26 protein-coding genes and 3 pseudogenes are annotated in these 25,146 nt (G+C 59.1%); 14 read left to right on the top strand and 15 right to left on the bottom strand.

Annotation, left to right across the window (positions count from 1 at the left end):
* Positions 1-2 precede the first annotated feature (2 nt).
* Complete coding sequence (locus tag NBG89_RS25990) at positions 3-902, top strand: carbohydrate ABC transporter permease (RefSeq protein WP_431323190.1); 900 nt, start codon at positions 3-5, stop codon at positions 900-902.
* Positions 903-926: 24 nt separating this feature from the next.
* Here NBG89_RS25990 and NBG89_RS25985 read toward each other — a convergent pair whose 3' ends face one another.
* Both NBG89_RS25985 and NBG89_RS25980 read right to left on the bottom strand, forming a co-directional pair.
* A complete protein-coding gene (locus tag NBG89_RS25985; RefSeq protein ID WP_431323189.1) occupies positions 927-1,601 on the bottom strand; it encodes an aldolase in 675 nt (224 codons plus the stop codon).
* A gap of 14 nt (positions 1,602-1,615) precedes the next feature.
* Entirely contained in the window at positions 1,616-2,614 is a 999-nt protein-coding gene (locus NBG89_RS25980) for a LacI family DNA-binding transcriptional regulator (protein WP_431323188.1), read from the bottom strand.
* A gap of 245 nt (positions 2,615-2,859) precedes the next feature.
* On the opposite strand from NBG89_RS25980, the gene NBG89_RS25975 reads away from it, so the two are divergent.
* The 4 genes from NBG89_RS25975 to otnK all read left to right on the top strand — a co-directional run bounded on the left by NBG89_RS25975 (position 2,860) and on the right by otnK (position 7,257).
* Positions 2,860-4,176 (top strand): MFS transporter, encoded by a 1,317-nt coding sequence (locus tag NBG89_RS25975; RefSeq protein ID WP_431323187.1) that lies wholly within the window; start codon positions 2,860-2,862, stop codon positions 4,174-4,176.
* Between the two features lie 72 nt (positions 4,177-4,248).
* A complete protein-coding gene (gene ltnD, locus NBG89_RS25970; protein ID WP_431323186.1) occupies positions 4,249-5,187 on the top strand; it encodes an L-threonate dehydrogenase in 939 nt (312 codons plus the stop codon).
* Positions 5,188-5,196: 9 nt separating this feature from the next.
* Positions 5,197-5,973: a 2-oxo-tetronate isomerase gene (gene otnI, locus NBG89_RS25965; RefSeq protein ID WP_431323185.1), complete on the top strand. Its 777-nt coding sequence runs from the start codon at positions 5,197-5,199 to the stop codon at positions 5,971-5,973.
* Between the two features lie 3 nt (positions 5,974-5,976).
* A complete protein-coding gene (gene otnK / locus NBG89_RS25960; RefSeq protein WP_431323184.1) occupies positions 5,977-7,257 on the top strand; it encodes a 3-oxo-tetronate kinase in 1,281 nt (426 codons plus the stop codon).
* Between the two features lie 490 nt (positions 7,258-7,747).
* Here the strand turns inward: otnK and NBG89_RS25955 are convergent, their stop codons facing one another.
* The 4 genes from NBG89_RS25955 to NBG89_RS25940 all read right to left on the bottom strand — a co-directional run bounded on the left by NBG89_RS25955 (position 7,748) and on the right by NBG89_RS25940 (position 11,889).
* A complete protein-coding gene (locus tag NBG89_RS25955) occupies positions 7,748-8,080 on the bottom strand; it encodes a GYD domain-containing protein (RefSeq protein ID WP_431323183.1) in 333 nt (110 codons plus the stop codon).
* 591 nt (positions 8,081-8,671) lie between these two features.
* Positions 8,672-9,904, bottom strand: coding sequence for a flavin-containing monooxygenase (locus NBG89_RS25950; RefSeq protein ID WP_431323182.1), 1,233 nt, complete (start codon positions 9,902-9,904; stop codon positions 8,672-8,674).
* Between the two features lie 403 nt (positions 9,905-10,307).
* Positions 10,308-10,700 (bottom strand): hypothetical protein, encoded by a 393-nt coding sequence (locus NBG89_RS25945; protein ID WP_431323181.1) that lies wholly within the window; start codon positions 10,698-10,700, stop codon positions 10,308-10,310.
* Positions 10,701-10,833: 133 nt separating this feature from the next.
* The gene (locus NBG89_RS25940; protein WP_431323180.1) at positions 10,834-11,889 is read right to left on the bottom strand and encodes a septal ring lytic transglycosylase RlpA family protein; all 1,056 of its coding nucleotides are present in this window, start codon (positions 11,887-11,889) and stop codon (positions 10,834-10,836) included.
* Positions 11,890-13,003: 1,114 nt separating this feature from the next.
* Here NBG89_RS25940 and NBG89_RS25935 point away from each other — a divergent pair.
* Positions 13,004-13,738 (top strand): PP2C family protein-serine/threonine phosphatase, encoded by a 735-nt coding sequence (locus NBG89_RS25935; RefSeq protein ID WP_431323179.1) that lies wholly within the window; start codon positions 13,004-13,006, stop codon positions 13,736-13,738.
* A 331-nt stretch (positions 13,739-14,069) separates the two neighbouring features.
* On the opposite strand, the gene NBG89_RS25930 is transcribed toward NBG89_RS25935, so the two are convergent.
* On the bottom strand, positions 14,070-14,336 hold the full coding sequence (locus NBG89_RS25930) for a hypothetical protein (protein ID WP_431323178.1): 267 nt from the start codon (positions 14,334-14,336) through the stop codon (positions 14,070-14,072).
* Between the two features lie 214 nt (positions 14,337-14,550).
* Between NBG89_RS25930 and NBG89_RS25925 the strand changes: the two genes are divergently transcribed.
* The 3 genes and pseudogenes from NBG89_RS25925 (at position 14,551) to panD (ending at position 15,788) form a co-directional block, all read left to right on the top strand.
* Entirely contained in the window at positions 14,551-14,787 is a 237-nt protein-coding gene (locus tag NBG89_RS25925) for a hypothetical protein (RefSeq protein WP_431323177.1), read from the top strand.
* Between the two features lie 21 nt (positions 14,788-14,808).
* A pseudogene (locus tag NBG89_RS25920) lies at positions 14,809-14,904 on the top strand (non-homologous end-joining DNA ligase); the annotation flags it as partial.
* A gap of 431 nt (positions 14,905-15,335) precedes the next feature.
* Positions 15,336-15,788, top strand: coding sequence for an aspartate 1-decarboxylase (panD, locus tag NBG89_RS25915; RefSeq protein ID WP_431323176.1), 453 nt, complete (start codon positions 15,336-15,338; stop codon positions 15,786-15,788).
* A 650-nt stretch (positions 15,789-16,438) separates the two neighbouring features.
* On the opposite strand, the gene NBG89_RS25910 is transcribed toward panD, so the two are convergent.
* The 4 genes from NBG89_RS25910 to NBG89_RS25895 form a co-directional block, all read right to left on the bottom strand.
* Entirely contained in the window at positions 16,439-17,527 is a 1,089-nt protein-coding gene (locus NBG89_RS25910; protein WP_431323175.1) for an alpha/beta hydrolase, read from the bottom strand.
* A gap of 356 nt (positions 17,528-17,883) precedes the next feature.
* Entirely contained in the window at positions 17,884-18,390 is a 507-nt protein-coding gene (locus tag NBG89_RS25905; RefSeq protein ID WP_431323174.1) for an MFS transporter, read from the bottom strand.
* Positions 18,390-18,692, bottom strand: coding sequence for a hypothetical protein (locus tag NBG89_RS25900; protein WP_431323173.1), 303 nt, complete (start codon positions 18,690-18,692; stop codon positions 18,390-18,392). Before NBG89_RS25900 ends, NBG89_RS25905 begins: the two co-directional genes overlap by 1 nt.
* 723 nt (positions 18,693-19,415) lie before the next feature.
* Entirely contained in the window at positions 19,416-19,751 is a 336-nt protein-coding gene (locus NBG89_RS25895) for a hypothetical protein (protein ID WP_431323172.1), read from the bottom strand.
* A gap of 182 nt (positions 19,752-19,933) precedes the next feature.
* Between NBG89_RS25895 and NBG89_RS25890 the strand changes: the two genes are divergently transcribed.
* Positions 19,934-20,392 (top strand): hypothetical protein, encoded by a 459-nt coding sequence (locus tag NBG89_RS25890; protein WP_431323171.1) that lies wholly within the window; start codon positions 19,934-19,936, stop codon positions 20,390-20,392.
* On the opposite strand, the gene NBG89_RS25885 is transcribed toward NBG89_RS25890, so the two are convergent.
* On the bottom strand, positions 20,389-21,198 hold the full coding sequence (locus NBG89_RS25885; RefSeq protein ID WP_431323170.1) for an IS1595 family transposase: 810 nt from the start codon (positions 21,196-21,198) through the stop codon (positions 20,389-20,391). The genes NBG89_RS25890 and NBG89_RS25885 overlap by 4 nt on opposite strands.
* 69 nt (positions 21,199-21,267) lie before the next feature.
* Positions 21,268-21,330: pseudogene (locus NBG89_RS25880) on the bottom strand (hypothetical protein); the annotation flags it as partial.
* A gap of 460 nt (positions 21,331-21,790) precedes the next feature.
* On the opposite strand from NBG89_RS25880, the gene NBG89_RS25875 reads away from it, so the two are divergent.
* Both NBG89_RS25875 and NBG89_RS25870 read left to right on the top strand, forming a co-directional pair.
* Positions 21,791-22,054 carry an AbrB/MazE/SpoVT family DNA-binding domain-containing protein gene (locus tag NBG89_RS25875; RefSeq protein WP_431323169.1) on the top strand — a complete coding sequence of 88 codons (264 nt, stop codon included), beginning with the start codon at positions 21,791-21,793 and terminating at the stop codon, positions 22,052-22,054.
* Positions 22,054-22,413 (top strand): type II toxin-antitoxin system PemK/MazF family toxin, encoded by a 360-nt coding sequence (locus NBG89_RS25870; RefSeq protein ID WP_138387133.1) that lies wholly within the window; start codon positions 22,054-22,056, stop codon positions 22,411-22,413. The genes NBG89_RS25875 and NBG89_RS25870 overlap by 1 nt, the downstream gene beginning before the upstream one ends.
* Before the next feature lie 108 nt (positions 22,414-22,521).
* On the opposite strand, the gene NBG89_RS25865 is transcribed toward NBG89_RS25870, so the two are convergent.
* Complete coding sequence (locus tag NBG89_RS25865) at positions 22,522-22,713, bottom strand: DUF1508 domain-containing protein (protein ID WP_431323168.1); 192 nt, start codon at positions 22,711-22,713, stop codon at positions 22,522-22,524.
* A gap of 348 nt (positions 22,714-23,061) precedes the next feature.
* Here NBG89_RS25865 and NBG89_RS25860 point away from each other — a divergent pair.
* Positions 23,062-23,208, top strand: a pseudogene (locus NBG89_RS25860) (transposase domain-containing protein); the annotation flags it as partial.
* A complete protein-coding gene (locus tag NBG89_RS25855; protein WP_431323167.1) occupies positions 23,208-23,513 on the top strand; it encodes a hypothetical protein in 306 nt (101 codons plus the stop codon). The pseudogene NBG89_RS25860 and the gene NBG89_RS25855, both read left to right, overlap by 1 nt.
* 482 nt (positions 23,514-23,995) lie before the next feature.
* Here NBG89_RS25855 and NBG89_RS25850 read toward each other — a convergent pair whose 3' ends face one another.
* On the bottom strand, positions 23,996-24,949 hold the full coding sequence (locus tag NBG89_RS25850; protein WP_431323166.1) for a formylglycine-generating enzyme family protein: 954 nt from the start codon (positions 24,947-24,949) through the stop codon (positions 23,996-23,998).
* Between the last annotated feature and the right edge of the window lie 197 nt (positions 24,950-25,146).

Genomic DNA, 25,146 nt, shown 5'->3' with positions numbered 1-25,146 from the left:
CAATGGCCACGACCTTGAAATCCGAAGACGCCGTTCTGATAGACGACGTACAGGGAATGAGCTATCTCAATCGCCTGCCGCGCCGGATCGTGATGGTCTATTTGCCGATGGCGGTGTTCGTCTTCGTGCTGCTCTTTCCATTCTACTGGATGGCGATCACGGCGATAAAGCCAAATTCGCAGCTGACCGACTATACGAACCACAGCCCCTTCTGGGTGGTCAGCCCGACGCTCGATCACATCAAGTACCTGCTGTTCGAGACCTCCTATCCGGGCTGGTTGTGGAACACGATGCTGGTTGCGACCTGCGCGACGTTTCTGTCGCTCGCAGCTTCGGTTTTTGCAGCCTATGCAATCGAGCGGGTACGGTACTCGGGCTCGCGGCCGGTGGGGCTGCTGATCTTCCTCGCCTATCTCGTGCCGCCGTCGATCCTCTTCATTCCGCTCGCCTTCATCGTCTTCAAATTCGGCATCTACGATTCCAGACTGGCGCTGATCTTCACCTATCCGACTTTCCTCATTCCCTTCTGCACATGGCTGCTGATGGGCTATTTCCGGTCGATCCCGTTCGAACTCGAGGAGAGTGCACTGGTGGATGGCGCAACGCGCTGGCAGATTCTGATCAAGATCATCCTGCCGCTTGCTGTCCCCGGGCTGATATCGGCGGGCATCTTCGCTTTCACGCTGTCCTGGAACGAGTTCATCTATGCGCTGACTTTCATCCAGTCTTCGGAAAACAAGACGGTGCCCGTTGGCGTGCTGACGGAACTTGTCCGCGGTGACGTGTTCGAGTGGGGAGCGCTGATGGCGGGTGCGCTGTTCGGCTCGCTGCCGGTGGTGATCCTCTATTCCTTCTTCGTCGATTATTACGTCTCGTCGATGACCGGGGCGGTGAAGGAATGAATACCCTCAAATACGCTCACTTATTCAACCGTGGTCGTGGTCGTGGTCGTGATGCGACGGCAGCTCGAGGCCGAAGGTCTTGGCAAGATCGGCCACCTGCGCCGGGCTGAGGTAGCGGGGGTTGAGATTGCGCAGCAACAGATAAAGCTTCGCCGTTTCCTCCAGCTCCTCGGTAGCGAAAACCGCCGCCTCCAGGCTGTCGCCGGCGACGACCGGTCCGTGATTGGCCAGGAGCACCGACGAATATTTGCCCGCCAGCCCACGGATTGCATCGGCCACCGCCGGATCGCCGGGACGATAGTAGGGAACCAGCGCCGTCTCGCCGGCGCGCATGAGATAGTAGGGGGTCATCGGCGGCAGGGCGGCGCGCGGATCGATCTCCGGCAGCATGGTCAGCGCCACCGCGTGGGTGGAGTGAAGATGGACGATAGCGCGGGCGCTGCCACGCGTGTTGTAGAGTGCCGTGTGAAGCGGAATTTCCTTGGTTGGCTTGTCGCCGGCGAGGTGCTGGCCCTTGGCATCCAGCCTCGATATGCGGGCAGGATCGAGGAAGCCGAGCGAGGCGTTTGTCGGCGTGACGAGCCAGCCGCCATCCTCGAGCCGCAACGAAATATTGCCGGACGACCCGGGCGTCAGCCCGCGCTCGAACAGCGAGCGGCCGTAGCGGCAGATTTCCTCACGCAGGCGCGCGTCGGACATGACGTTCCTCCCTCTTAGGCGGTTGCCCCTTCGATCAGCTCGAAACCGAGATCCACGACCTGGGGCGGCGCGTTGGTGACGACGAGCCGTGCTGCCATCTGTCCCGTTGCCACACGCGGCGTACGGATGGTCGACAGCTGTTGCGGCGTCACCCGGCCAATATCGAGGCCGTTATAGCCGAAAATGGCAAGCTGCGAGGGGATCGAAATCCCCCGCGCCAGGCAGTGAAAATAGCCGCCCAGCGCCATGTCATCGTTCGAGAAATAAACCGCGTCGAGACCAGGCGTACGGGCAAGCAACCGCTCCAACCCCAGCCTGCCGTGCTCCACGGATGATGCACCAGCGAGGATTTCGCGGTCGGCGAGCGGCGCGTCATGCGCGCCGAGCGTTTCGCAAAAGCCGGAAAACCGCTTGCCGGCGCGGGTGTCGCGGTTCAGGTCGTGACCGACATAGCCGATGCGGCGATAGCCCCGCTTGAGCAGGAAAGCAGCACTTTCGCGTCCGGCCGCGCGGTTCGAGAAACCGACCGCCATGTCGAGGGCGTCGCCGTCGAGATCGAGCATTTCGACGATCCGGCAACCGCTCGCGCGCAGCATCTTTACCGTGCCCTCGGTGTGCTCGTATCCGGCCAGCATGACGGCCGCCGGCCGCCAGGCGAGCATCGCGGCGGCAAGCGCTTCCTCCTTGTCGGGATCATAATCAGTGACTGAGAAAACCGCCTGATACCGATTTTCCTCCAGGACGGCGCTGGCGCCTCGCAACACGTCGGGAAAGACGATGTTGGACAATGAGGGAATGACGAAGGCAACAAGACGCGAACCGGCAGAAGCCAGCGTTCCTGCAATCCGGTTCGGCACATATCCGAGCCGCTCGACCGCAGCCATCACCCGGTCCCGCGTCTTGCCGGAAAACGAACCGTGGTTGCGCAGCACGCGCGACACCGTGCTCTCGCCGACACCGGCCGCTTCGGCGACCTCGGCCAGCGTCACCGTCGCCTGATGTTTGAATTCCATGGTCACTCTTGAACCCAGCTCTTAGATGACTTGCTCGTCAGCGGGCATGCCTGCGCGATGATCCATCCGGCAGCCATTGTTCACCGCTGCCGCCAAGAAGCAAGGTCTTTTTGGCAGCGCTACCAATTTTGTATTGGCAGCGCTGCCAAAATGAATTAGAGACAATGGCAGCGCTGCCAAAAGTGGCCTGGCGTGCCGCAGGAGGAACCGACAGGAGACCGCGGCAACTAGTGGAGGAGAGAATCATGACGCTGCAAACGCAGGCGCCAGTCGATGGCGCGTACGCCGCACAGGCGGTGGAGGACCGTGCATATGGCAAGGTATTCTGGCGCATCGTGCCATTTTTGATGCTGTGCTACGTGGTCGCCTATCTCGACCGCGTCAATGTCGGCTTCGCCAAGCTGCAAATGTCGAGCGAGCTCGGCCTTTCAGAAGCGGCCTATGGCATCGGCGCCGGCATTTTCTTCATCGGCTATTTCCTGTTTGAAGTGCCGAGCAACGTGATCATGAACAAGGTCGGCGCACGGGTGTGGATCGCCCGTATCATGGTGACCTGGGGCATAATTTCCGCCGCCTTCATGTTCACCTCGTCGGAAACCGTCTTCTATGTCCTGCGTTTCCTGCTGGGCGTTGCGGAGGCCGGATTTTTCCCCGGCATCATTCTCTATCTGACGGCCTGGTATCCGGCCCATCGCCGCGCCGGGATCATCACTACGTTCATGTCAGCGATCCCGATATCCGCCATTTTTGGCAATCCGCTCTCGGGTCTCTTGATGGACAGTTTCCACGGCACGCACGGCCTTTCCGGTTGGCAGTGGATGTTCCTCATCGAGGCCATCCCAGCCATCTTTTTCGGCGTCGCCACGTTCTTCTACCTTGATGATAAGATCCGCGACGCGAGATGGCTGAGCGATGAGGAAAAGCAGGTGCTGACGACCAATATCGAGGCGGAGAACAGAGCCAAGGTCGCAAGCCCGCACAGCATTGCCGGAACCCTGACGGACCGCCGCGTCTGGCTGATGTGCCTGATTTATTTCTGCTTCGTGCTCGGGCAATACGGCCTGAATTTCTGGATGCCGACTATCGTCAAGGCCTCGGGCGTAACCGGAAACCTGAACATCGGACTGATCTCCGCGATCCCCTATATCTGCACCTTCGTCGCCATGCTTGCGCTCGGCCGCTCCGCCGACCGGCTGCGTGAACGCCGGTGGCACCTCGTCATTCCCGCGCTCATCGCCGCCGGTGGCTTTGTCGCGGCGACTTGGGCGGCAAGCACGACGGTCGCAATCATCTGCCTCTCGCTGGCCGCTGCAGGCGCCATCAGCTGCGCGCCACTCTTCTGGTCGCTTCCGACCGCATTTCTTGCCGGTACCGGGGCTGCGGCCGGTATTGCCTGGATCAACTCGGTCGGCAATCTCGCCGGGTTCCTCGGGCCATTTCTCGTAGGCTATCTGAAGGACCTCACCGGCAGCAACAGCGCTGGGATGTATCTACTGGCGGCAGCGCTGGTCATCGGTTCGCTGGCCGTGCTGACGGTGCCGGCGAACACCGTCAATCGCTAGACACCGACCCCTCCGGGTGGCGGCTTCATCCGGAGGGGCAGTTTTTCCCTTACAAGACTGGAGAAAATCGTCATGTCACCGCTTGCTGAAAACACCGGCCCCACCGTTGTCGCGGCCGTCATCGGTCTGGGTTCCATGGGCCTTGGAATGGCCCGCTCGATGAAACGCGCAGGTCTCGACGTCGTCGGCTACGACATCACGGCTGCGGCGGTGGATCGCTTCGTCGCCGAGGGCGGCCGCGGGGCAGCCACGCCCGCCGGCGCGGCAGAGGGCGCCGATATCGTTGTTTCAGTCGTCGTCAACGGCGCGCAGACCGAGGCCGTCCTGTTCGGCCCCGAAGGTGTCGCGAAGACGATGAAGCCCGGTGCCGTCTTCATCTCCTCGGCGACCATGGACCCGGCGGTGGCACGCGACATGTCGCAACGGACCGAGGCCCTCGGGCTCAATTATCTCGATGCGCCGATTTCTGGTGGTGCCGCCAAGGCGGCGAGCGGCGCCCTGACCATCATGGCATCCGGCTCCAGCCGGGCGTTCGACACGGCCCGCCCGGCTCTCGACGCCATGGCCGGCAAAGTCTACGAGCTCGGCGAGGCGGCCGGAACCGGTGCGGCCTTCAAGATGATCAACCAGCTTCTCGCCGGAGTGCATATCGCGGCCGCCTGCGAAGCGATAGCCTTTGCCTCCAAGCAGGGCCTCGATCTCGACAAGGTCTACGAGGTGATCACGGCGTCGGCCGGCAATTCCTGGATGTTCGAAAACCGCGTGCCGCATGTGCTGGCCGGAGACTATACGCCGCTGAGCAGCATCGAGATCTTCGTCAAGGATCTCGGCATCGTCCAGGACATGGCCCGCTCCGAGCGCTATCCCGTGCCGCTCGCAGCAGCGGCCCTGCAGATGTATCTCGCCGCCTCCGGCGCCGGAATGGGCCGTGACGACGATTCTTCGCTCGCGCGGCTCTACGCAAAGCTTTCGGGCACACAATTGCCCGATGCGGCCAAAGAAAACCTATAGAGGAACGCCATGCCGGTTTTCGCCGCCAACCTGACGATGATGTTCAACGAATGGCCGTTCCTCGACCGCTTCGACGCGGCCGCCGATGCCGGGTTCACCGCCGTCGAATACCTCTTCCCCTATGAAGCCCCGCCGGAAGCGATCGCAAAACGGCTCGCCCGCAACAATCTGCAGCAGGCCTTGTTCAACCTGCCGCCGGGGGACTGGGCTGCCGGGGAGCGCGGTATCGCAGCGCTTCCCGGACGGTTTGATGCGCTGAAAGTCGATGTCGTGCGGGCGCTCGACTATGCGGCGGCGACGGGCGTCAAGCGGTTGCACCTAATGGCAGGCCTCGCCGATCCCCGTGACCAAGACGCGGTCTCCTCTTACCTGCGCTCCGTCGTCTACGCTGCCGGTCGCCTTGCGGAGGAGGGCATCGACCTCCTGCTCGAGCCGATCAACGGGCGAAACATGCCGGGATACTTCCTCAATGACTTCGGCGCCGCCGAGCGGCTGATCGCAGAACTCGGCCTGCCGAACCTGAAGCTGCAGTTCGACATCTATCACCGCCAGATCATCCATGGTGACGTGGCGATGGCCTTGCGCCGCCTCATGCCGATAACCGGCCATATCCAGATCGCCAGCGTGCCGTCACGCAACGAGCCGGACGGGGAGGAGCTCAACTATCCCTATCTGTTCGGCGAAATCGACCGCCTTAGCTATGACGGTTTCATCGGCTGCGAATACATCCCGCGCGGCCACACACTGGACGGTCTTGACTGGTTTGGACCTTTTGCACGGAGCTAGACGATGGCTATATCGCTCGGATCGATCGCGGACGACTACACGGGCGCGTCCGACCTCGCCAACACGCTGACGAAAAACGGCCTGCGCACGGTGCAGACGGTCGGCATCCCCGATCGGTCGCTGGCGCTGCCGGATGTCGACGCGGTTGTCGTTTCCCTGAAGATCCGCTCGGCGCCCGCCTCGGACGCCGTATCGGCCGCGACCACGGCCGAACGATGGCTGCGCGGACGCGGCGCGACCCATGTGCTCTACAAGATCTGCTCGACTTTCGATTCCACCGAGGCCGGCAATATCGGTCCGGTCACCGAGGCTTTGAGCGATGCCGCCGGCGGCGGCGTGGTGCTGGTGACACCCGCCTTTCCGGAAACGGGCCGCACCGTTTATCTCGGCCATCTCTTCGTCGGCGGACAGCCGCTCAACGAAAGCCCGCTCAAGGACCATCCCCTCAATCCGATGCACGACGCCAATCTCGTGCGCGTGATGGCCAGGCAATCGCGCAGGGCCGTCGGGCTCATCGATCTGCTGGCAATCGCCGCGGGACCGGATACGGCCAGAACCCGGCTCGCGGCCTTACGTACGGCGGGTGTCAGGTCGGCCATCGCCGACGCAATCTTCGAACAGGATCTCGAGACGCTCGGCGCAATCGCGCTGGAAACGCCGGTGTCCACCGGCGCATCGGGCCTCGGGCTTGGCCTTGCCCGCGCACTCGTCCGCTCCGGCCGGGCCGCTGCCGGTGGCGCTACGACGGCGGACGCCATTCGCCCCGTCGGCGGGCTTTCGGCCATCGTCGCCGGCAGCTGCTCCAGGGCAACGCTGCATCAGCTCGACGTCGCCGAACGGTCGATGCCGGTCCTGCGGCTCGACCCGGAAAAACTGTTGGCCGGTCCAGATGAGATTGCCGCGGCGATTTCCTGGGCGGGAGACCGCATCTCGGCCGGTCCCGTTGTCGTCGCCGCGAGTGCGGCACCTGAGACCGTTTCCCGGTTGCAAGCGCAATACGGGCGCGACGCCTCCGGCCACGCGATCGAAACCGCAACCTCGATCATCGCCGCCGAACTGGTGTCGCGGGGCGTGCGGCGCCTGGTCGTCGCCGGCGGCGAAACCTCGGGGGCCGCGGTCGACAGGCTCGCCATTCCGGCATTTCAGATCGGTCCGGAGATCGCGCCCGGCGTGCCGGTCTTGCGCACGATCGCCAATGCGCAGGGCGATATGCTGCTGGCGCTGAAATCGGGAAACTTCGGAGGTGAGGATTTCTTCGCCGCCGCGCTGGCGATGATGCACTGAGCGAGCCCACAGACCTGTTAAGCCAGCGGTCCATGTGCCTGTGCCGACTGATCGTAAATCTTCAAGCTATCGCTCAAGGGAACGATGACAACCCGGCACCAATGGAAAGGGAGCCAATAATGCCTGCATCCGCGTGAAGGTGGTCATAGTATCGTGCCTTGCCGCTAACCTTATCGTGGTGAGTCGCCGCCCAGACCTGCAATTTCCTGCGTCAACGTCGCATAAAGCCGGCTCCCTTGATCGAAGCGCACCCCAATCTGAGCAACGAGCAACGGAATGCGCTGTTGCGGAGTTTGACGGCAGGATGGCCAGGGCGTTCCGGTCACCATCGCGAGCGAACACGTGAACGTCGCCAAACGCAACACCAAAGCGCGGCAATGTACTGGGGCGGCAGAAACGTACGTCCACATTGGGGAAACATGCGCCAGCACATCCTTTCTGGCAGCGGAGGCTCGATCCGCTGCCAGAGATGTTTCAGCGGGTGGTCTGCTTATTTTGCCGGGGGCTTGTACGAAGATGCGATTGTGCCCGCCTTCTCTTGCGCAGCCTTGAATTCCGCTCCGGTGAAGGCCCTCACCGTTTTGACATTCGAGACGGCTCCCGATGCGCCGATGACGAGAAGTGCGGGGACCAAGTCAGCGCCATCGTCGAATTCCGTGATTGCCATCCAGTCGGTTTCGCCGGTCGTGACGTAGAAAGAATGCAGTTTCCCGCCCGCTGCTTCCATGACGCCACGGGCCGCCGTTTCTCGGTTCGATGGATTGTCAATCATTCCCTTCGCTGACGTGGCAGTATAGCACCCTGTTGTTACGAAAAGTGGCATGGACATCCTCCCTCGATAATTGGGCAGATCGGGTGATCTGCCCAATGCCTACTATCTCAAAAAACTGGGCGTTAGACGAGCGTTGGCTGCAGAGCCTGACAGGCGAGGGAAGGTCTCGGCTACAGCGCGCTGCAAGCGGTCATGAGCTCTGAGGCCGAAGGGCTTCTCGCGTGGCTACGGGCTCCAGCACGGGATCGGGCTCCCGACGCAGTTCGCATCGCGAGCCGCCAGAAACGCCGTTCTGGAACACGCTTTCGGTTCAGCGTCACAATACCTTCATGCGGACAAACCATACTGCTACCGAGAGCAACTGGTCCTTTCTGTGTTTTCCCCTGTTCCTGGCCCACACCCCCCGTGGGCCTTTTTCTTAGCTCGCGTGCGAGAACAAGAGCGCGATCATGCGGAGTCACCCAGCATCCAAATCGTAGTTTGCCGACCACGCTTGTTGCGATGGGCGAGAAAGTCTCTGTCTTGCGGATCGACTTGGTCGCCCGGATTTTCCTACATGAAAACTTTAAGCGGCTAAGCGAAATCAAACACAGGGACTCGGTAGATCGTCGTTTGCCACTAACAGCGCTTGCCATGCAGGTGCTAACTCGCCGATCTCCTTGCGAGATGGTTCACCAGCCGCGCCGCTTCCTCTGCAACCCCCACTATGATTCCCGATTTCCGTGTCGCGGCAAAATCGAGGCCGGAAAAATACAATCCGGGAAGGAAACCGATCCCATCCTCGTGAATAGGCTGGCCGTCGTCATCGATGGTGTCCGGGATTTTGATCCACCCGAAATCGCCTTTGAACCCGGTGCACCAGATCACCGACCTTATGCCGCTCGTCGCCAACTCGATTGAGCGGATCGGTGGACTTGGCAGGCGTGCGGCGATCATCTCGGCTGGATCATCCTCGGCTGGCGGCGCATTCAGCCCTGCGCGCCGGATGTATTCGTCGATAAAGCGCTTGACATCGGCTGAACTCTCGTCGGCAAAACGCATGTGTTCATCCAGGTTGCCACCGAACATCAGGTTGCCATTCTCGATACCCAAGAAGCGACCGAGCAACACGACGCCCTGGGCGCTCAGCGATTGCAGGCTCATCGTATGCGTGGCACCCAGCAGGGCTCGCGTCGGCAGCTTTCCGGACGGCAGGACGATGTCCCTTCGCGGCACGTCAAGAAAACCGGAAACGGTCATCCAATTGAACATGTCGCCGCCGCGATAACGGCGGACGAGGCGGCCGGCTCGGCTGGTCGCCAAAAAGACCGAACGCCCAGCGAGTATCAGGTCCTCGGCAATCTGGCCACCGGATTGACCGCTGCCGACCACTAGGACCGCACCTTGCTCCAGCTCGGTGGCATTGCGATATGCTGAGGAATCGAGCTGGCGAAACGTTGTCGGCAGCCCCGCCGACGCAGGCGGGCGTTTGGGGCAGTTCAGGCTACCGCTCGCCACCACGACGTTGCGAGCCCGAAGGATACCGCGCGGCGTCGTCACGAGAAAGAGGCCGTCACCTCTGGTCAATTCTTCTACCGGAGTCTCGGTTTTCACTGGCAAACGGTGCCGCTCGACATAGCCCTCGAGATAGGCGACGAATTGATGCTGCGTGCTGACACCCCAAGGGTCAGGAACGTCACGGACATCACCCGGCAGCAACGAGCGGATGTGGGGCGAGTTCAGACGGAAGGAATCCCAGCGTTGGGTCCGCCACGTTTCTCCGATGCGGCCCTTTTCAAGCACCTGATGATCGTAACCTTGCTGCTTGAGGAAATAACTGATGCCAAGCCCGGCCGAACCCGCTCCTATGACGACGACATCGAGTATTCCCGCCATGAATCATCCTCCCAACAAGACGGCATTGTAGGTATTGAAGCGCGACCGCCTCGCATCAACGTTCAGGCGGGCCTGCTGGCGCTGTTCCCGCCGCTACCATCTGCCTTATTCCGGATATGCTTTGACACGAGGATATCCAAACGACGGTAACACGGAAGTTAGATCAACTCTAAGGGGAAAAGCGTTATTCGTTTCCGCACGCGCAGGCCAGCAGCTCCCCAATCCCGACGACTGAATGCTGACGCGGACGGCTCCACGTCTCTTCGCGGAGCTTGCCCCGCGCCAGGTAAATTTGCCGGAGTGATCTTCCATCTTTACATGCGCGCGCATATCCGCATGGTCGAACCCGGGCTTGGCCGAGAAGCGTCAGAAGGGGAGATTGCGATAGACCTCAATCGGTCTATCAGGCGCGTCGCATATAACCCTTGAAGCTCAGAAATGCGCCTAAAATACCGGTTGTCAGCGCGACCACTATTGTAGAGGCGCGACCGCCGTAGATGGTCGCCCCTACCGCGATTGCGACCTGCGGCAAGACGATCCGAAAAATGCCCCCGATCGTCATCAGCCAGCCCAACACTGTGATGATCACGCGCCAGTCCCTCTGCCATCGATTGTGGAGGTTGACGATCGCGAGGCCGGCCAACAGCGATATGAAACCGGACAGGTAGAACAGGATGCCAAAGTGCAACGCCTCTAAAATCATGCCCCGATACGCGTCGCGATTGATCAGCATGCCGACCGCGACCGCAACAAAGGTCGGCCCTAGAAGTCTGGAGAGAAATAGCGATCGATCCAAGACGGCACCTCCGCCTCGCGCAGACCAATCAATATGTAGGTCTGGCTTTGGGGACTTCGAGGGGCTCGGTCCGTCGACTGCTGCCGGTCGATGGTTACCTGCGGGCATGTCTCGCGACGGGTTCTTTGCGGAGTTACGCAAGAAGGATTGTTGTCCTTCGCCAGCGGTGGCCGCTTAGTCGAAAGCGACGTCGCTTTACGCAGGTCACTCCGGTCAGACGCACATTGCGGTTGACACCCGGCAGCGGGAGAACCTGAACCTCGCAGGCGACGGGCTCACCGCCTTGCCTATTCTCGTTCAAGCAATATTTTTGGTGCGGCATCGATGGAGCGTATTCGATCGGCCGCTCAAGGGCAGTCTCGTTCTCAGATAGCATCGCGAATTGCCCGAATGTCTGAAACGCGGCCGCCGCGATTACCCCTGTCTGGTAGGAGGTGCTCGGCGTATTGTCGGCAGGGTTCGTCTGTGTCAACAAGGGGGAGTGGCTGTGGCTCCGCAAATGATCACCGGTCGACTGATTTGAGGCTACCATCACGTCGGTTGCGATCTGGGGCTCCGGCTTGATGTCCGGTAGGCGATTATCCCTCCTGACGTAGGAAGCCATAAGATAAGGCATATCGTGTCCGCCCGGGCGGGCGCGGCCTACATACTGGACACGAACATGCGCCGTGCCACGGTGCTTCAGGTCCAGCAAATCTGCCGCCTTGCTGGAAACGTCGATGATGCGGCCCTTATGGTATGGGCCGCGATCGTTAACACGCACGACGAGCGAAGAACCGTTTTCAAGATTGGTCACCCGCACGTAGCTCGGCAAGGGAAGGGTGGGGTGCGCGGCTGAAAGGTGATTCCTATCGTAAACTTCGCCGTTTGCAGTCAAGCGCCCACGAAACGCTGAGCCATACCAGGAAGCGACGCCATTCTTGTCATAAGTCGGGTCTTCCTTCGGCGAGTAACGTTTGCCCTTCACCACATAGGGCTTGCCGACGGTATAGCGGCCACCACCCTTGCGCATATTCCTGAAGTGGGCGGCTCGCAGGTTCGTCTTCACAGCGTATACCTGTCTGGAAATATATCCGTTGCTGCGATAGCTGTTTGGCGCTTGTGTGGTCGTGCAGGTAGCACAGCATGCGCAGACCGCCGTGATCGCCAGCCATCGCAAGCCCTTTGCAGCACTTACATCAACAACCATCCGTTCATCGTTGACAACAGTCTTCCGTGTATCCGCGCCATGCGTCGATACGAATGCTCATGCCAACCGCGTACTCGAAGTTTGCTGCGCGTTGGGGTCGAGAGCCGGACGGAATAGCTGCATAAGCGCACGTCGATGCGCTACTCCATTCTGGGATTGTGCCATCAATTCGCTCCATCACTGAGATAATTGTCAAATCTGGCCCGAGGGCAAAAGTTCCATCGGGACGCGCGATTTTGCGCCGTCCCGAGTTTCGGGGACGTTGTCGAGAGCGGAATTACCAATCTTGCCGTCTGGGTAACGACCTTCGAAAAGCCGTCCTCGGCGCCGGCATGCTTGGGGTCGACAGGCGCATTCAGCGGGAAGGCGAGGTGGTGTCTCTCGCTGCCCATCGCCTCACCGACCTCACGAGGAAACTAGGGAGCGTCGGCGACCGCGACAACATCTTTCCGCTGCGCATGGACGCGTCAATATCAGGCGTCAGGCTGCGGCCTCTTCCCTTTCCAAACGCCTGGCGTTCGAGGCCTTTTCCGACCTCAGACTCAAGAATTTCCTTCAGGCGTGGCGAACAATCTTCCTCTTCAACGAGCTGATACCCCATCGACGCATAGAATGGTGCGTTGAAAGGCGCGAAGCGGTCGGTCGTGAATCTCTGAAGCTGCGTACGGCCACGACACAGCTCGCAAGCTCACTTGGGTATTGAATCGACTGCAAAGGCCTGAGGAACTCCGCCATGCGGCGCAATCGCTCGACATGGCCTAGATGCCGCCTGCTCCTCCATCCATGCTCTTCGAGACGCTGGTCGGAAGGCGTGGCCGGACGCCGATATCGAAGAAAACCCAGCACTTGACGAGGGCAGCCACCCAAGCCTCAAATGAACGCATGATGCAAGCAGCCCGTGTAACGTTGCCGATCGCACTCTTCGCGCATCAGGTCCGGAGGAGTCTAGACTGCGCTGTACGAGCGTCAGAGCGTCGTCAAACAGCGCTGTTTTAAGTGTTGAGCGTTTGACGTACCATTTCGAGCAACGGTCCGTATATTTCAACTGATCTTGAGACGCCGTTTGCCGACAACACGCTTCGCCGAGGATCATGGGCAAAAGGGAGGTCCTGCGATGACAGTCCGACCGGGTCCGACAATCCGATACGCTGCGGTGACGCATAGGGGCTTGGTTCGTGAACAGAACGAGGATGCCGTGCTCGTCACTGATACGATCCTGAAGGGTGATAGCGCATCACGTGCCGGGGCAGTCTCCGACAAAGGAAGACCAGTGTTCATGATTGCGGACGGCATGGGTGGCCATGCGCGCGGTGACGTCGCGAGTAGCTACGCCGTCGAGTGCCTCAAAGCCGATATGGACCGCTTTGACGACGCTTACTGGGGTGATCGCATTCTCCGTGCCAACAACGAGATATTCAAGTTGATGGCGCGCCGTCCAGAGTTGACGGGAATGGGTACTACTTTGGTGGGGGTGGAAGTTGGCCGATTATCGCTCGTTGTCTTCAACGTTGGGGATAGCCGGGCCTACCGTGGTGGTCACGGGAAGCTTATCCAAGCCACCGTCGATGACGTCCCAGAATATTTCGGCGAGGGATGGCGCAGTCACCAGATAACGCAGGCGCTAGGCGGTGGTCTGACGCCGAGCCGAATATTTCCCCACGTAAGCGCTCAAGAGCCGCTTGCAGATGGCGAAAAGCTGCTTCTCTGCAGCGACGGGCTTTGGGACATGCTTCCGGACGCCATCATCCGTCGCGTTCTTCACGAAGAAGCGGACGTGCAAGCCGCTGCGCGCCGGTTCGCAAAGGGCGGACGGCTCGATGGCCGGCTTGTTGGGACGCGCCGATATTGACGCGCTGCTCGTCGAGCTGCACGACGACGACGATGATAGCACCAAGCTGGAGAAGTTCGCCGCCAGGATCGCCGTGCTAAGCACGGCGGAGGACGTCGACAAACAAGGACAGCTTGATAAAGCCTATGACGACCTGGAGACCTCGCTGCTGGCACTCCTCACTCCTGAGCTGCGCGACCGTTATCAGGCTCTTCAGCCGCTTTCATATCGCAGCACTGGCCAGATCGAAAAGTTCTCGATCCTCTCTGCCAGACCTGCACATCGATACGCTCAAGGTGAAGAGCCGGAACTTCCATTGATCAATTGGGACGGATCGGGCAATAGGATGTCGTTACTCGCGAACTTCGAGACGGTCTCCGTATTTCAGGGCGAGCCGCCTGCAATCTTCGCAATCAAGCTCAATGCCGTCCAGTATGACTGTCGCAGCCGCAGTACTGCAAACAGCCGGATCCAACCTGGCGACACGAAGAATGGCGTTGCCAAGCAGCATGTCACATGGAGCATGCTCTACTTCAGGCCCGCCGACGCTGTGCGTAACAATACCCCGCACTGTGGCAAGCCATTTGCGCTTTCGGATGATATTTCTGTCCTCGACCATGAGGGTGCCTCTATCGGAAACCCGGTCAGCTCACCTCGAACAGACCGAGTCACTGCTAGGAAAACCCGTTTGAGAAATCCTTGTTCCAGGGGGTGCAACCACTCTCGATCAGCTCGATCCAACCATTGCATCGTTGCCTGTTGACTTGGGCAATCTTCGCTCGGATATGGTCCGATTCAGAAAAGCAGTGGCCGACAAACAATAGCGGAGTGTAGTGGTGAGCGAACCGACCGTAGAAGATGCAAGGAACCGCATTTATGAATCGCTTCACGCAGACAATGCCGATATTGACGTTCATATCGCGACTCTCAAGGCGGCGCTGACGCGGGCTGGCTTGAAAGAGGTTACATTCGACCCCGCTAGGCTCGTGCAGAACAACCGTTCGGGCAGAAAGCTACTGCAAGCCTATTTTCGGCAACGCGGCGTGACAGTGAAGTTCTACGCTTCTTAGATCTGCAGGCATGGCAGACGCGAGCACCGCGCCTGGACACACGATGGAAAGCTGCGACACGCCTCGTACAAAGGCTTGCGCGAGCGCCAGGACAATGCCGCCGTTTACACGATTGACTGCAGATCGTCGCGACTTTCAGGGACCAAAGCCCGACGAGAAATCGCCGGGCTTTGTTCGATTATATCGAATTTGGTTGTCGGGGCAGGGATTCGAACCCCGCGTCACAGCTCGAAGGCTGGAAGCAACCTCGGATACCCGAGGGATGGGGAGAGCGCCGCGCTCCGATTACGCTTACGCCCGACTAACCCATTAATGCGTCGGGCGATGTGATTGTTCCTAATACGGTGCCAAGATCGCGCCGCGCGCCGGCTGCCCTCTGCCTGTTGTATGAAATCCGTACTAGAACGACAGATTTCGGCCTGTTGGCGACTCCATCTATCAGCTACACGATGCATGCTCCTTCCATTAGGGGCTCTTAGCCACACCTGAGCCTCGGAGAAAACCGAGGTTCTTTTTTCGTAGGCGACGATCTCGCCGCGGAGGGGAACATGCGAAAACTGGTCGCTGGAAAGCTTCATGGCATCTGCGTAACCGAGGCTAATCTCAACTATCACGGTTCGATCACTCTGGACCCGGATCACTGCGAGGAAGCGGGTATCCTCCCAATGGAGTTCGTAGAGATTTGGAATAAGAATTCGGGCGCGCGCATTTCGACGTATGTCATTCTTGGCGAGCGTGGGTCGAAGTGTTGCGTTCTAAATGGAGCTGCCGCCCGCACGTGCCAGGCTGGCGATCAAATTATCATCTGCAACTCCGTCTATCTCGGGGAGTCCGAGCTTACGTCGTTGAAGCCAAAGGTGCTCACCTTCGATAAGGACAACAACGTAGTCGATCGACTGAGTTATTCCGTATCTGTCGATGCTGACGGACGATATGGCTTCGATATCCTCGATAGTGCGTCGAACAGCCTGCCGGTACCGTTGTTGGTGTCAGGCACTTAGAAGGACGCTGACCGCGTACAGATTTTCAGGGATCCGAAATGTTCTGAAAAACCTTCGTACGCTACAAAACCGATCCCATATCGAGGTACGCTTTCACGCAGCTTAGGAAGCTGGCGCTGTAAGGATCAATGCGAATCTGCCGGAAGGAGGTTTCAATGAATGATCTGATTGCTGATTGCGAGCGCTTTCGAGATTGATCGTGCGGTCCGACCGTTCTCAGCTCATAGTTAGCTTTCAGTACTTTCCGCGAGGAGCCTGCGACGACGCGTCATTGGTGCTAGCAAGGTTTCATAGGGAGAGGGGTCATGGCAGGTTCCGACGGATGTCGGGCAAGCGTGGCGAGGAAACCCATGTATGGCTTGAGCAGGGTGATTGCGTCATCGACATAACCGGTGATCAGTTTGGCGATTACCCGCATGGCCCTGCCTATGTTGGCAAAGATCGCTCGTGACACGAAGCGTTCACTGGCGTAGATACCGGGCCGGCAAATTATAGTCATCTCGATGGGCGCATCGTGGCCGGTCTGAACGCGACCTACTCACTTGTCTCGGACAGTCACTGACATGCCATTTCACGACCCTGGACTTCTGCCAACCTACCGGGTGAGAGCAGTGACGGCCACCCGGTAGCTTGATCATGTTGGCCAGCTGTCAGACGCTGAGATGCTGGTCGAAGAACTGCTGGAGCTTGTCAAACGGGATCACGTCTACCTTATCGTAGAGGTCGGTGTGGTTGGCTCCCGGGATAATCATCAGTTCCTTGGGCTCGGCCGCCGCAGCGAAGGCGGTTTCGCTGAAGTAGCGAGAGTGTGCCTTCTCACCATGAATGAACAGGACCGGGCGCGGGGAAATCTCCGCGATATAGGTCAAGATCGGCATGTTCATGAAAGACAGCGGCGTGGTCTGCGTCCAGGCGTTGCCCGAGTTAACGGCACGCTTATGGTAGCCGCGCGGTGTGCTGTAGTAGTCGTGGTAGTCGAGCAGGAACTGGGCTTCGCCGCCCTTCAGCACGTTATAGGGCGGCTGGTAAGCCGGTGCGCCTTTCTCGGCATCTGCCCAACGCTGCTGGCTAAGCTGCTCCAGCGCCTTGGTGCGCTGTTCCAGCGTCACGCTGTCGTTGTAGCCCTTGGACATCACGCGGGTCATATCGTACATGGTGCTCGCCACCACGGCCTTGACGCGCTTGTCCACGGCGACAGCATTCAATGCCATACCACCCCAACCGCAGACGCCGATTACGCCGATCCGCTCGCGATCGACTTCGGGGCGAAGACCGATGAAGTCCACTGCCGCGCTGAAGTCTTCGGTGTTGATGTCAGGGGAGGCAACATTCCGCGGCTCACCGCCACTTTCGCCGGTATAAGAGGGGTCGAAAGCAAGCGTCGCGAAACCGCGTTCCGCCATCGTCTGTGCGTAGAGGCCCGAGGACTGTTCCTTAACGGCTCCGAAGGGTCCGCTTACTACGATTGCGGCGAGTTGCCCGTCGGGACGGTTCTTGGGGAGATAGAGATCAGCCGACAAGGTGATGCCGTAGCGGTTCTTGAAGCTAACTTTCTCGTGGTCAACCTTGTCGCTCTTGGGGAAGACCTTGTCCCACTCGGTGTTCTCCTGGGCAAACACCGGTGCACCAGCGACCGATGCAACGCCGAGCGCCGCGACTCCAACACCGGTCATCTTCAGCAAGGTACGGCGACCTTCGTCCAGCTCGTCGTGATTGACGGTTTCGTTTGGTGTGCTCATCTCGATCTCCAGTTTGGTTTGACGGGAGGAGATGTAATGGACGTCCGTCGCTCGGATTAGACCCAGAGTTTCGCTTGTTATAATGAGAGAATTTCATCAATCGAAGATGAGAAGGGTGAACCGATCGCGTTGCGGCTCACCGCAAGGGAGTCGTCCCGAGGCGAGCAATGCGCCGCTCGAATTGCTAGTTTTGAAGCTTGAGCGGAGCCAGTCTGTCCGCATCTCCCGTCCCGCCATTTCGGAACGGCGGGTCATAGACGCAAACCTTCCACTCAGCTGGTGGAAGGTCCTGCGGACGACGCCATCGTCGCCCGCAAGAGAATTGCCGCGGCGTCACCTTAGACGCCCTTAGACCGTCATCCCGAGGTTACCGGCACGAGACCCGACGCTTCGTCGTCGGATGCAGCCGCAGTGCGGAGGCGAATGCCCTTGGTCTCAGGAACGAACTGCACCAGCACTAACCCGACGAGTGCGATTGCGGTCACGTACAAACCGGGTGCAAGCGCCGAGCCAGTGCTGCTGACCAACCAGATGGCGATCAATGGCGTGGTGCCGCCGAAGATGGCCACAGCCAGCTGGTAGGTGATCGCATGGCCGGTCGCACGGTACGACGTCGGGAAAAACTCGGCTGCCGCTGGAAAGGCCGCTCCGTTGTAGATCCCAATACCGATAGCCAGCAGCAGCTGACCAATGAATGCATTCGCGAGATTACCCGTCGAAGCCAGCATGACAGCGGGGTAGGCGGCTACGAGAATCCAGAGGGCTCCAAGCGTGAAAACCTTCTTGCGTCCGATTTTATCGCTCAGGCGGCCAGAAGCTGGGATGACGGCAGAAAGCACCAAGATCGCTGCCGCGTTGGTCATCAGGGCGTCGGTCGGACTGCCTTGGAATTGAGGCCGTGATGCTCGATGAAACGCTCGATGTCTTCCGGCCTCGCGGTTTCATGGCCGTCGGTGTGAACTTTGAATGGATCGACCAGCCGCGCGATGTTCGGCGTTATCGGCTTTCCATCCTTCTTCGTCTCGAATATCTGGCGAAGAACCTTCAAGCGTTCATCGGCCGCAAAAGGCGCTTCCTTCTTCCGGTCGCGAAGAACCTCGATATGGCCAACGGTCAAGTTGGGAAAAGGGATATCAGCAAATGGCCGATCGTCTTTCTCGCTCAAAGGCTCCTGCTACATCGCTTCCATGATGTTCCGGCGCCTGGTTCGCGTCGTCTCGTCCAATGACGTGAACGCATTGCTGCGCAACGCTGGCGGAAGCCGCCCGTCGTGCTTTCGACAGCACCGCCAACGCCTACCAGGATAGAGGCTGAGGATCTAAGTGAGCTTGTACCCGCTCCGGCGGGGTCGTCGTACAATCAAAAACGTGCATTCTCGCCTCTCCTCTTTCCAACAGGCGAGCACAGGTTCATCATGTCATGGTTGTCCCATGACCTTTCTGCGCGTCGCTTGAACAACACGGCCTGCTGGGGCATGGGATGTTTACTGCCGCTTAGCTGTTTCAGCAGGTTCGAACCCGGAATGCTCAATTTGGAGAGTTCCCATGATCCGCTTGCAAAAGCCAATCGCAGCTTTCGCTTTTCTCTTGATCGCAGCAATCAGTTCGTCATGTACCACCGGTGGGCCAGGAGCCCGGTCGTTGACAGAGCCTTTGAACCCTGCCTGCGCAGACGGCTTCCAGGCCAAAGGCGGGGGCTCATGCGACTTTTAAGATCCGAGGTAATGCCATATCGCCCGCGGCCGCCAGGCCAATTGACGAAATCCCGTGCGGGATAGGCCGCCTGATTAGCGGCATCAATGAGGTAGCCTTCGGGCGGTCAAGCTTCCAGCCTCGGGAATAAATGAGAGTGGCATGCCGGCTCTGCTTCGTTAGGAACCGGCAACAATTCATCGCCGCGCTTTTCGCCAGCCCGCAGCTCGAGCTTCGGCCTCACTGCAGAACCATCGCTCGCCATAGCTTCGTGAGATCACGGTCTCGGAGTAGTGCTCCTGACCTGGGACGTGGTAGATGCGCTCGCCTGTGTCGATACTGACGTTGCCTTTGATGTTGCATGCGTTCGAGAACGCCTTAAGCGGCATTGAGGGCGTTAGTAGGTCCGTGCCGACGTAGCCAGCCAGTCCACCCACAATGATCGCCATGTAGAACATCTTCATGGTGAAGAGCGGCTGGGGCTGCTTCTTGGCCCGATATTGCGGTGGCGGAAATGAGCGGTGTGTTGGCATACTTTAGCAAAATCGAATTTTATATATTGGTCAAGGATAAGTTGCATAGAGCGTGAAGATGATCTTGAGGGCGCACGAGTGAGCATCCGCCCCTGCGACTATTCCGGCATTATGGAGCAAGTGCCACAAGATTCCGATGAAGGCTGATGCTATCTCCTGAGGGTGCCTCGGGAGTGTTGCGTATGGTGGAAGTCGTAGACGAATTGAAAGCGAAGCTGGCCGAGATCGACCGCAAGATGGAAGAGCTGCGGCGCGAGATCGTCGTCCTCGAAGCTCAGAAATCCGCATTCGAGACGGTGATCAGGGTTTACGACCCCAGTTTCGCACTGGCTGCGCCGCCTTCGAAGGCACGCGCCTCATCCCGAGAAACGGCGAGCGGTCGCGTCACCGAACTCCTCAAGGGCAGGAACAACCGCCATATCGTGCTCGACATCCTGCGCCGCGCGGAGCGCCCGACGACGACGGCAGAGATCGCCGAGCGGTTCGCGAACGAGGCCGATCTCGGAAGCGAAGCGGCACGACTGGAGTCCGCCCTCACCAGCAGGTTCTCAGCAACGCTGAACGGACTGGTGAAGCAGGGACTGGTTAGACAGGCAGGCACCGCAGACGGTCGCCGTCACCTCTGGGAAATCAGCCGCTAGTCCGGCGGCTCGCCCTGCAGCCAAACCTGATCGACGATGTTCTGGGCCGCGCACTGCCAGTACCCGCAGAGGTTTCGCGACGTCGGCCTGAAGGTGATCGTTCGAAGAAGATCGGCGAACTGCCAGCACAGGCCGATGTAGCGCGTGTCCTCCTTCCACGACAGCATCGCCATGTACCAATCGAGGTACTTCGTCGAGAAGCGGTGGTTGATGCCCTTGTAGGCCTTCTCGACGCGGCTGAAGAAGCTCTCGATCACGTTCGAGTTCGTACCGTCATCTTCTTGGTACTGCAGGCTGTGGTTCACTCGGGTCAACTGGACAAGGCCGACGAGATCATCGTACGCCTTGTGCTCGTCGGCGATCAGGAGAGCCTTCGGATCGACATGCTTAGCAACGGCCGCCCAGGCGTCCTTGCCGTTCTCGTCCAAAATCACCCGCGTCAGTGTCCTGTTCGGCGCATGTCGGTTGGACTCCCTCAGCGCCAGGACGCACATGCGCTTGCCGTTCTGGTTTTCTTTCTTGCGGCCGTCCTTGCGTTCTTCCTTCTTGTTCGCCTTGCGGAGGACGCCGCCGACGTACTTGCCGTCGATCTGCACGACGCCCTGGAGTTTGATCGTATCGCGTCGGAGGCCGACGGCCTCGCGGAGCTTCTGCAGCAGGACGTATGCGGTCTTGTACTGGACGTTGAGTTTGCGGCTCAGATGGAGCGCCGCCATGCCCTTGGCGGCTGTGATCTCCTCCCAGATCGCCATGATGATCTTCTTGAATGAGAGCTTGCGGTTGGCGAACACCGTTCCGGACGTCACCGAGAACTCGGCGCGACATTTTGGCTCCGAGCATCGGAACCGATGGCGGCGAACACTGTACGGTTCCAGGCAGCCGCAGCGCGGACAGTAAGGCTGGCCGCCGTTGTCGGCCCAGCGGAAGTCTACGAACAGGCCATAGGCATCGTCTTCGGTGAGCGACCAGACTTTTTCGGGATCGAGGTCACGGCCATCCGGGCGCAGGAGCGGATGCTGTCCGAAGCCTTCCCCTGGATCAGGCCAGGCGCAACGGTCGTATTTCGAACCTCCGGTCTCCTGCGGAGAAGGGGTCGTAGGAGTTCGGCCTCAGGATGGGAATTCGCTTCTGGAGCATGTTCAGGTTTCCGGTCGATACGCGGGACATAGGCGGACAGCTCCATCGTAAGGAGGGAGGCAGAAGATCAGCGCTCTATTCGTATCGATCTGAACATGAGAGGACCGATACCAGGGATATCATCCGGAGTCGATTCGAATTGCTGTGACGCGTGACAGTCCAAGCGAAGCCGGGAGTTAAAAATATCCATGAAGCTTGCGAGGGCACCTTGCTTCATTCAAAGAATGTGCTATTTAAGTAGCACAAATTGGAGTTCATCAGATGAGTAATACAGCAAAGATTCGCCGTCAGGGCGGCGCGACCGTATTTAGCATTCCTCCCGCGCTTTTGAAGATGCTCGGTGTCGAAGTCGGCACAGAGTTGACCTTGGTTGTCAGTAATGGGTCTCTTGTGGCGACCCCCAAGCAGGGAAAGAAAAGATATACGCTGGCTGAGCTGCTCGAAGGAGCAGATGAAATGGCTGCGCTCAATAAAGAAGCGGCCTCCTGGAACGTTAGCACGCCCGTTGGTAACGAAGTGTTCTGATGGTTCGAAGCAACATTCCAAAGCGTGGCGACGTCTTTCTCGTCGATCTTAATCCCGTTGTAGGCAATGAAATGAGGGATGATCATCGCTGTGTCGTGATCACCCCTCGTGAAATCAATCTGGTCGGCATGTGCCTTACAGTTCCCATTACGACGGGCGGTGCGTTCACCCGCAAAGCCGGTCTTGCCGTCAATATCTCAGGCCACAAAACGACCGGTGTGGCTCTCTGCAATCAGGTAAGAGCACTCGACATCCTAGAACGAGTGAAGCAAAAGACTGCCAAACATGTCGACACGCTGGACGCCTCCACAATCGACGAAATTGTCGCCAGAGTGGTCAGCATGATCGACCCTGCTTAGTCGGCCAACGCACGTCGGCCGAGAACCATCATCTTAAATTTGCCTATCCCACCCCAAGGGGCCATGAGCCTTTAATCCGGCTTGTGGCAACTGCTCCATAATGCCGGACTATTCGGTGTACCAGATTTGGTCCGCGCTTGAGTTCTTCATGAGCGTAATGCTGTGCGTGCAGTCGTTCCTATTGATGTAGCTCTCGCTGCTTCGGGAAATCTCTTCACCGTTTTTCGCGTAGTAGATCCAGTACCACTGTCCGCTGTTGTCTTTTGTCTGCCAGTAACAGGGGTAAGTAACCTGAGCCATTAAGCTCTCCTTCTGCGGTTGCATTACCATGAATTTTGAAACAGGCGATTCCATCAAGGGGTAATCGTCCGAATCGCCGTTACTCATAGGCTTAATGGACCGATTCAGCGTTGTTCGACTTCTCCACCGGTTGAATTCCGATAAATCGAAAATATCCTGATGCTAGCGCTGATGCTGCTTGGCGCACATTGGCTGTGCGACTACCCGCTGCATGGCGAATTTCTGGCCACGACCATCAGGGTGCCGCCGTCGCGCTCGTCACTGCCAACGTATGGCTCGGGCTTGCGGAGTGGGTGGCACGCACCGTCGTCGGTTGTTGGGTAGGTGGTCGGCCAATGTCCGGGGTTCATCGAAACAACCAAACTCCATGGCCACAATCCAGAGGCTTATCTGACAGACGTCCTGACCAGGGTTCAGAACCATCCGAAGGATCGACTTGAGGAACTGCTCCCGTGGCATTGGACTCCGGCAAAAGACCGATACGAGGCTGCGTGATGGCACGCTCAAGGATCATCTATACCCTCAAAGAGGTCGCTGAGATGATCGGCGAGAACCTCGAGTTGATCGAAGAGGTGACCGCCAACTCGGACAATATCAGCGAGGGCGAATTGCTTTGTGTCCGCGACGGCAGCGAATACGGCACAAAGGGCCTGACCGAAAATGGCGTGGACGAGCTCCAAGATCTCCTTGCCGACATACGCGCGTGGGACGGTGGAATCCGCCAGTTTCTCATCGATGAGCAATGCGATGCGGAAATGATCGAGCGCGTCTCGGCCGATGAGTTAAAGCGCGACCTTTAAGCTTCTACGTCTCGACCAAGCCCAAATGTGTTCGCCGGACGTGTGATGACCCAGCACCGGCCTCGCAGGATAGTTTCCATCGGGAGCGGCTGGGGCAGGTTGATCGCGGTGCGCGGCGCTATCTGCGCCCGAGGGAATAACGGTTGCAGTGGTTCCGTCGTGCTACCGTTCGACTGGGGGCCGCCCCTTCCGGCAAACAGCCGCACCAGAATCCGAAACAGTCCCATTCCCAAAGCTATACCCTCGACTTGTCATCGTAATTGCCTTGAAGGCGTAGGGACTGGCGCGACGGCATTCTTGCGCTTCGCTGCCAATCTGTTGTCGGTGATAGCCATTCACTATCGGGCGCCATTAGAAAAGGGTTCTTCGTTGGTGCGGTTCTTCCAAAGCCGAGTGATTAATGGAACGAAGGACCGAGCGCCGCCCGGACCGAGGCGCAGCCGGTTCTGAGAATATTTGGCGTGCAGGTACTGATTTCTTTGTCACGTTTTGGCCCGCCTAACGCATCTGAAACCAACGTGACTCGTGGACGTATCCTCCGGTTCCGCATGACGGGCGGCGGGACGGTAGCGTCGGCAGTAGGTCGGCGCACAAAGATGTGATCCGCCTTTCAGCACCCGCCTCGGGATCCGGATTTCCGGTTGACGCGTATCGAAGCTAGCCTCCCGCTCACCACCATGAGGGTTTGCGGGAATGCAGCACGGCTTCGCCGCAGGCTCTGGATGGCGAACCGACCAATAGTCGGTTGTCCACTCCCATACATTGCCGATCATGTCATAGATGCCATACCCGTTCGGCGGGAACGTCCCGACAGGCGATGTTCTGTCCGCACCTACAGGCTTAGTGTTCACCGTGGGGAAAGCTCCCTGCCAGATGTTGGCCATGATTTTTCCGTCAGGTGTCAATTCGTCTCCCCAGGCGAACTCGTTCTCATCGAGACCGCCGCGGGCGGCGAGCTCCCACTCTGCCTCGGTTGGGAGCTCCATTCCCACCCAGTCGGCATATGCCTTGGCGTCTCTATAGGCGACATGAACGACTGGATGATCGAGCTTTCCGCGTATATCGCTGCGTCCGCCATAGGGATGGCGCCAGTTGGCGCCGAACTTGAACGACCACCATTGTGTGATATCAGGCCCGACGACTGTCTTTGGTTGCTTGAACACGAGAGATCCGGCCCGCAACATTTCAGGACGTGCTCCGGGATAGTCGGCAGCCTCCGGGGTCTTTTCAGCAACGGTGATATGACCGGTTTCTTTGACGAAGGCGGCGAATTGGCGGTTGGTCACAGGCATGGTATCGATCCAGAAGCCGTCCACTTTGACGGGGTGCGCAGGAGCTTCCTCAGGATAGTGCTTATCCGATCCCATGACGAAGGTTCGCCCCGGCACCCAGGCGAGGCCTTCCGATCCGGCATCGTGTTTGTCCACCGCGCTCATGGTCCTGCCCATCGCTTGAACTAGCCTGCGAGCTTTATATGACACGGCGCTTCGGTCGCTGCCTATTGCCCTTTAGGGAGGCACGGCGCGCTCGCCAGGAATTCATCGTCGCGGACGGCTTCCATCGCTGGCAAGCACAGCGGTCGATCACGGCGATTCCCTAAAGGGCAATATCTGCATTCTCTAATACACTGTAG

The sequence above is a fragment of the Rhizobium sp. YTU87027 genome, from assembly GCF_050644135.1.
Taxonomy (GTDB): Bacteria; Pseudomonadota; Alphaproteobacteria; order Rhizobiales; family Rhizobiaceae; genus Rhizobium.
Note: the sequence above shows the minus strand (reverse complement) of the source record. Positions and strands in the feature narration are given on the sequence as shown.

What these genes read in the sequence shown, in the direction of transcription:
- NBG89_RS25990 (WP_431323190.1), top strand. Translation starts at nt 3, where the DNA reads ATGGCCACGACCTTGAAATCCGAAGACGCCGTTCTGATAGACGACGTA.
- NBG89_RS25985 (WP_431323189.1), bottom strand. Translation starts at nt 1,601, where the DNA reads ATGTCCGACGCGCGCCTGCGTGAGGAAATCTGCCGCTACGGCCGCTCG.
- NBG89_RS25980 (WP_431323188.1), bottom strand. Translation starts at nt 2,614, where the DNA reads ATGGAATTCAAACATCAGGCGACGGTGACGCTGGCCGAGGTCGCCGAA.
- NBG89_RS25975 (WP_431323187.1), top strand. Translation starts at nt 2,860, where the DNA reads ATGACGCTGCAAACGCAGGCGCCAGTCGATGGCGCGTACGCCGCACAG.
- ltnD (WP_431323186.1), top strand. Translation starts at nt 4,249, where the DNA reads ATGTCACCGCTTGCTGAAAACACCGGCCCCACCGTTGTCGCGGCCGTC.
- otnI (WP_431323185.1), top strand. Translation starts at nt 5,197, where the DNA reads ATGCCGGTTTTCGCCGCCAACCTGACGATGATGTTCAACGAATGGCCG.
- otnK (WP_431323184.1), top strand. Translation starts at nt 5,977, where the DNA reads ATGGCTATATCGCTCGGATCGATCGCGGACGACTACACGGGCGCGTCC.
- NBG89_RS25955 (WP_431323183.1), bottom strand. Translation starts at nt 8,080, where the DNA reads ATGCCACTTTTCGTAACAACAGGGTGCTATACTGCCACGTCAGCGAAG.
- NBG89_RS25950 (WP_431323182.1), bottom strand. Translation starts at nt 9,904, where the DNA reads ATGGCGGGAATACTCGATGTCGTCGTCATAGGAGCGGGTTCGGCCGGG.
- NBG89_RS25940 (WP_431323180.1), bottom strand. Translation starts at nt 11,889, where the DNA reads ATGGTTGTTGATGTAAGTGCTGCAAAGGGCTTGCGATGGCTGGCGATC.
- NBG89_RS25935 (WP_431323179.1), top strand. Translation starts at nt 13,004, where the DNA reads ATGACAGTCCGACCGGGTCCGACAATCCGATACGCTGCGGTGACGCAT.
- NBG89_RS25930 (WP_431323178.1), bottom strand. Translation starts at nt 14,336, where the DNA reads ATGGTCGAGGACAGAAATATCATCCGAAAGCGCAAATGGCTTGCCACA.
- panD (WP_431323176.1), top strand. Translation starts at nt 15,336, where the DNA reads ATGCGAAAACTGGTCGCTGGAAAGCTTCATGGCATCTGCGTAACCGAG.
- NBG89_RS25910 (WP_431323175.1), bottom strand. Translation starts at nt 17,527, where the DNA reads ATGAGCACACCAAACGAAACCGTCAATCACGACGAGCTGGACGAAGGT.
- NBG89_RS25905 (WP_431323174.1), bottom strand. Translation starts at nt 18,390, where the DNA reads ATGACCAACGCGGCAGCGATCTTGGTGCTTTCTGCCGTCATCCCAGCT.
- NBG89_RS25895 (WP_431323172.1), bottom strand. Translation starts at nt 19,751, where the DNA reads ATGCCAACACACCGCTCATTTCCGCCACCGCAATATCGGGCCAAGAAG.
- NBG89_RS25890 (WP_431323171.1), top strand. Translation starts at nt 19,934, where the DNA reads ATGGTGGAAGTCGTAGACGAATTGAAAGCGAAGCTGGCCGAGATCGAC.
- NBG89_RS25875 (WP_431323169.1), top strand. Translation starts at nt 21,791, where the DNA reads ATGAGTAATACAGCAAAGATTCGCCGTCAGGGCGGCGCGACCGTATTT.
- NBG89_RS25870 (WP_138387133.1), top strand. Translation starts at nt 22,054, where the DNA reads ATGGTTCGAAGCAACATTCCAAAGCGTGGCGACGTCTTTCTCGTCGAT.
- NBG89_RS25865 (WP_431323168.1), bottom strand. Translation starts at nt 22,713, where the DNA reads ATGGCTCAGGTTACTTACCCCTGTTACTGGCAGACAAAAGACAACAGC.
- NBG89_RS25855 (WP_431323167.1), top strand. Translation starts at nt 23,208, where the DNA reads ATGGCACGCTCAAGGATCATCTATACCCTCAAAGAGGTCGCTGAGATG.
- NBG89_RS25850 (WP_431323166.1), bottom strand. Translation starts at nt 24,949, where the DNA reads ATGAGCGCGGTGGACAAACACGATGCCGGATCGGAAGGCCTCGCCTGG.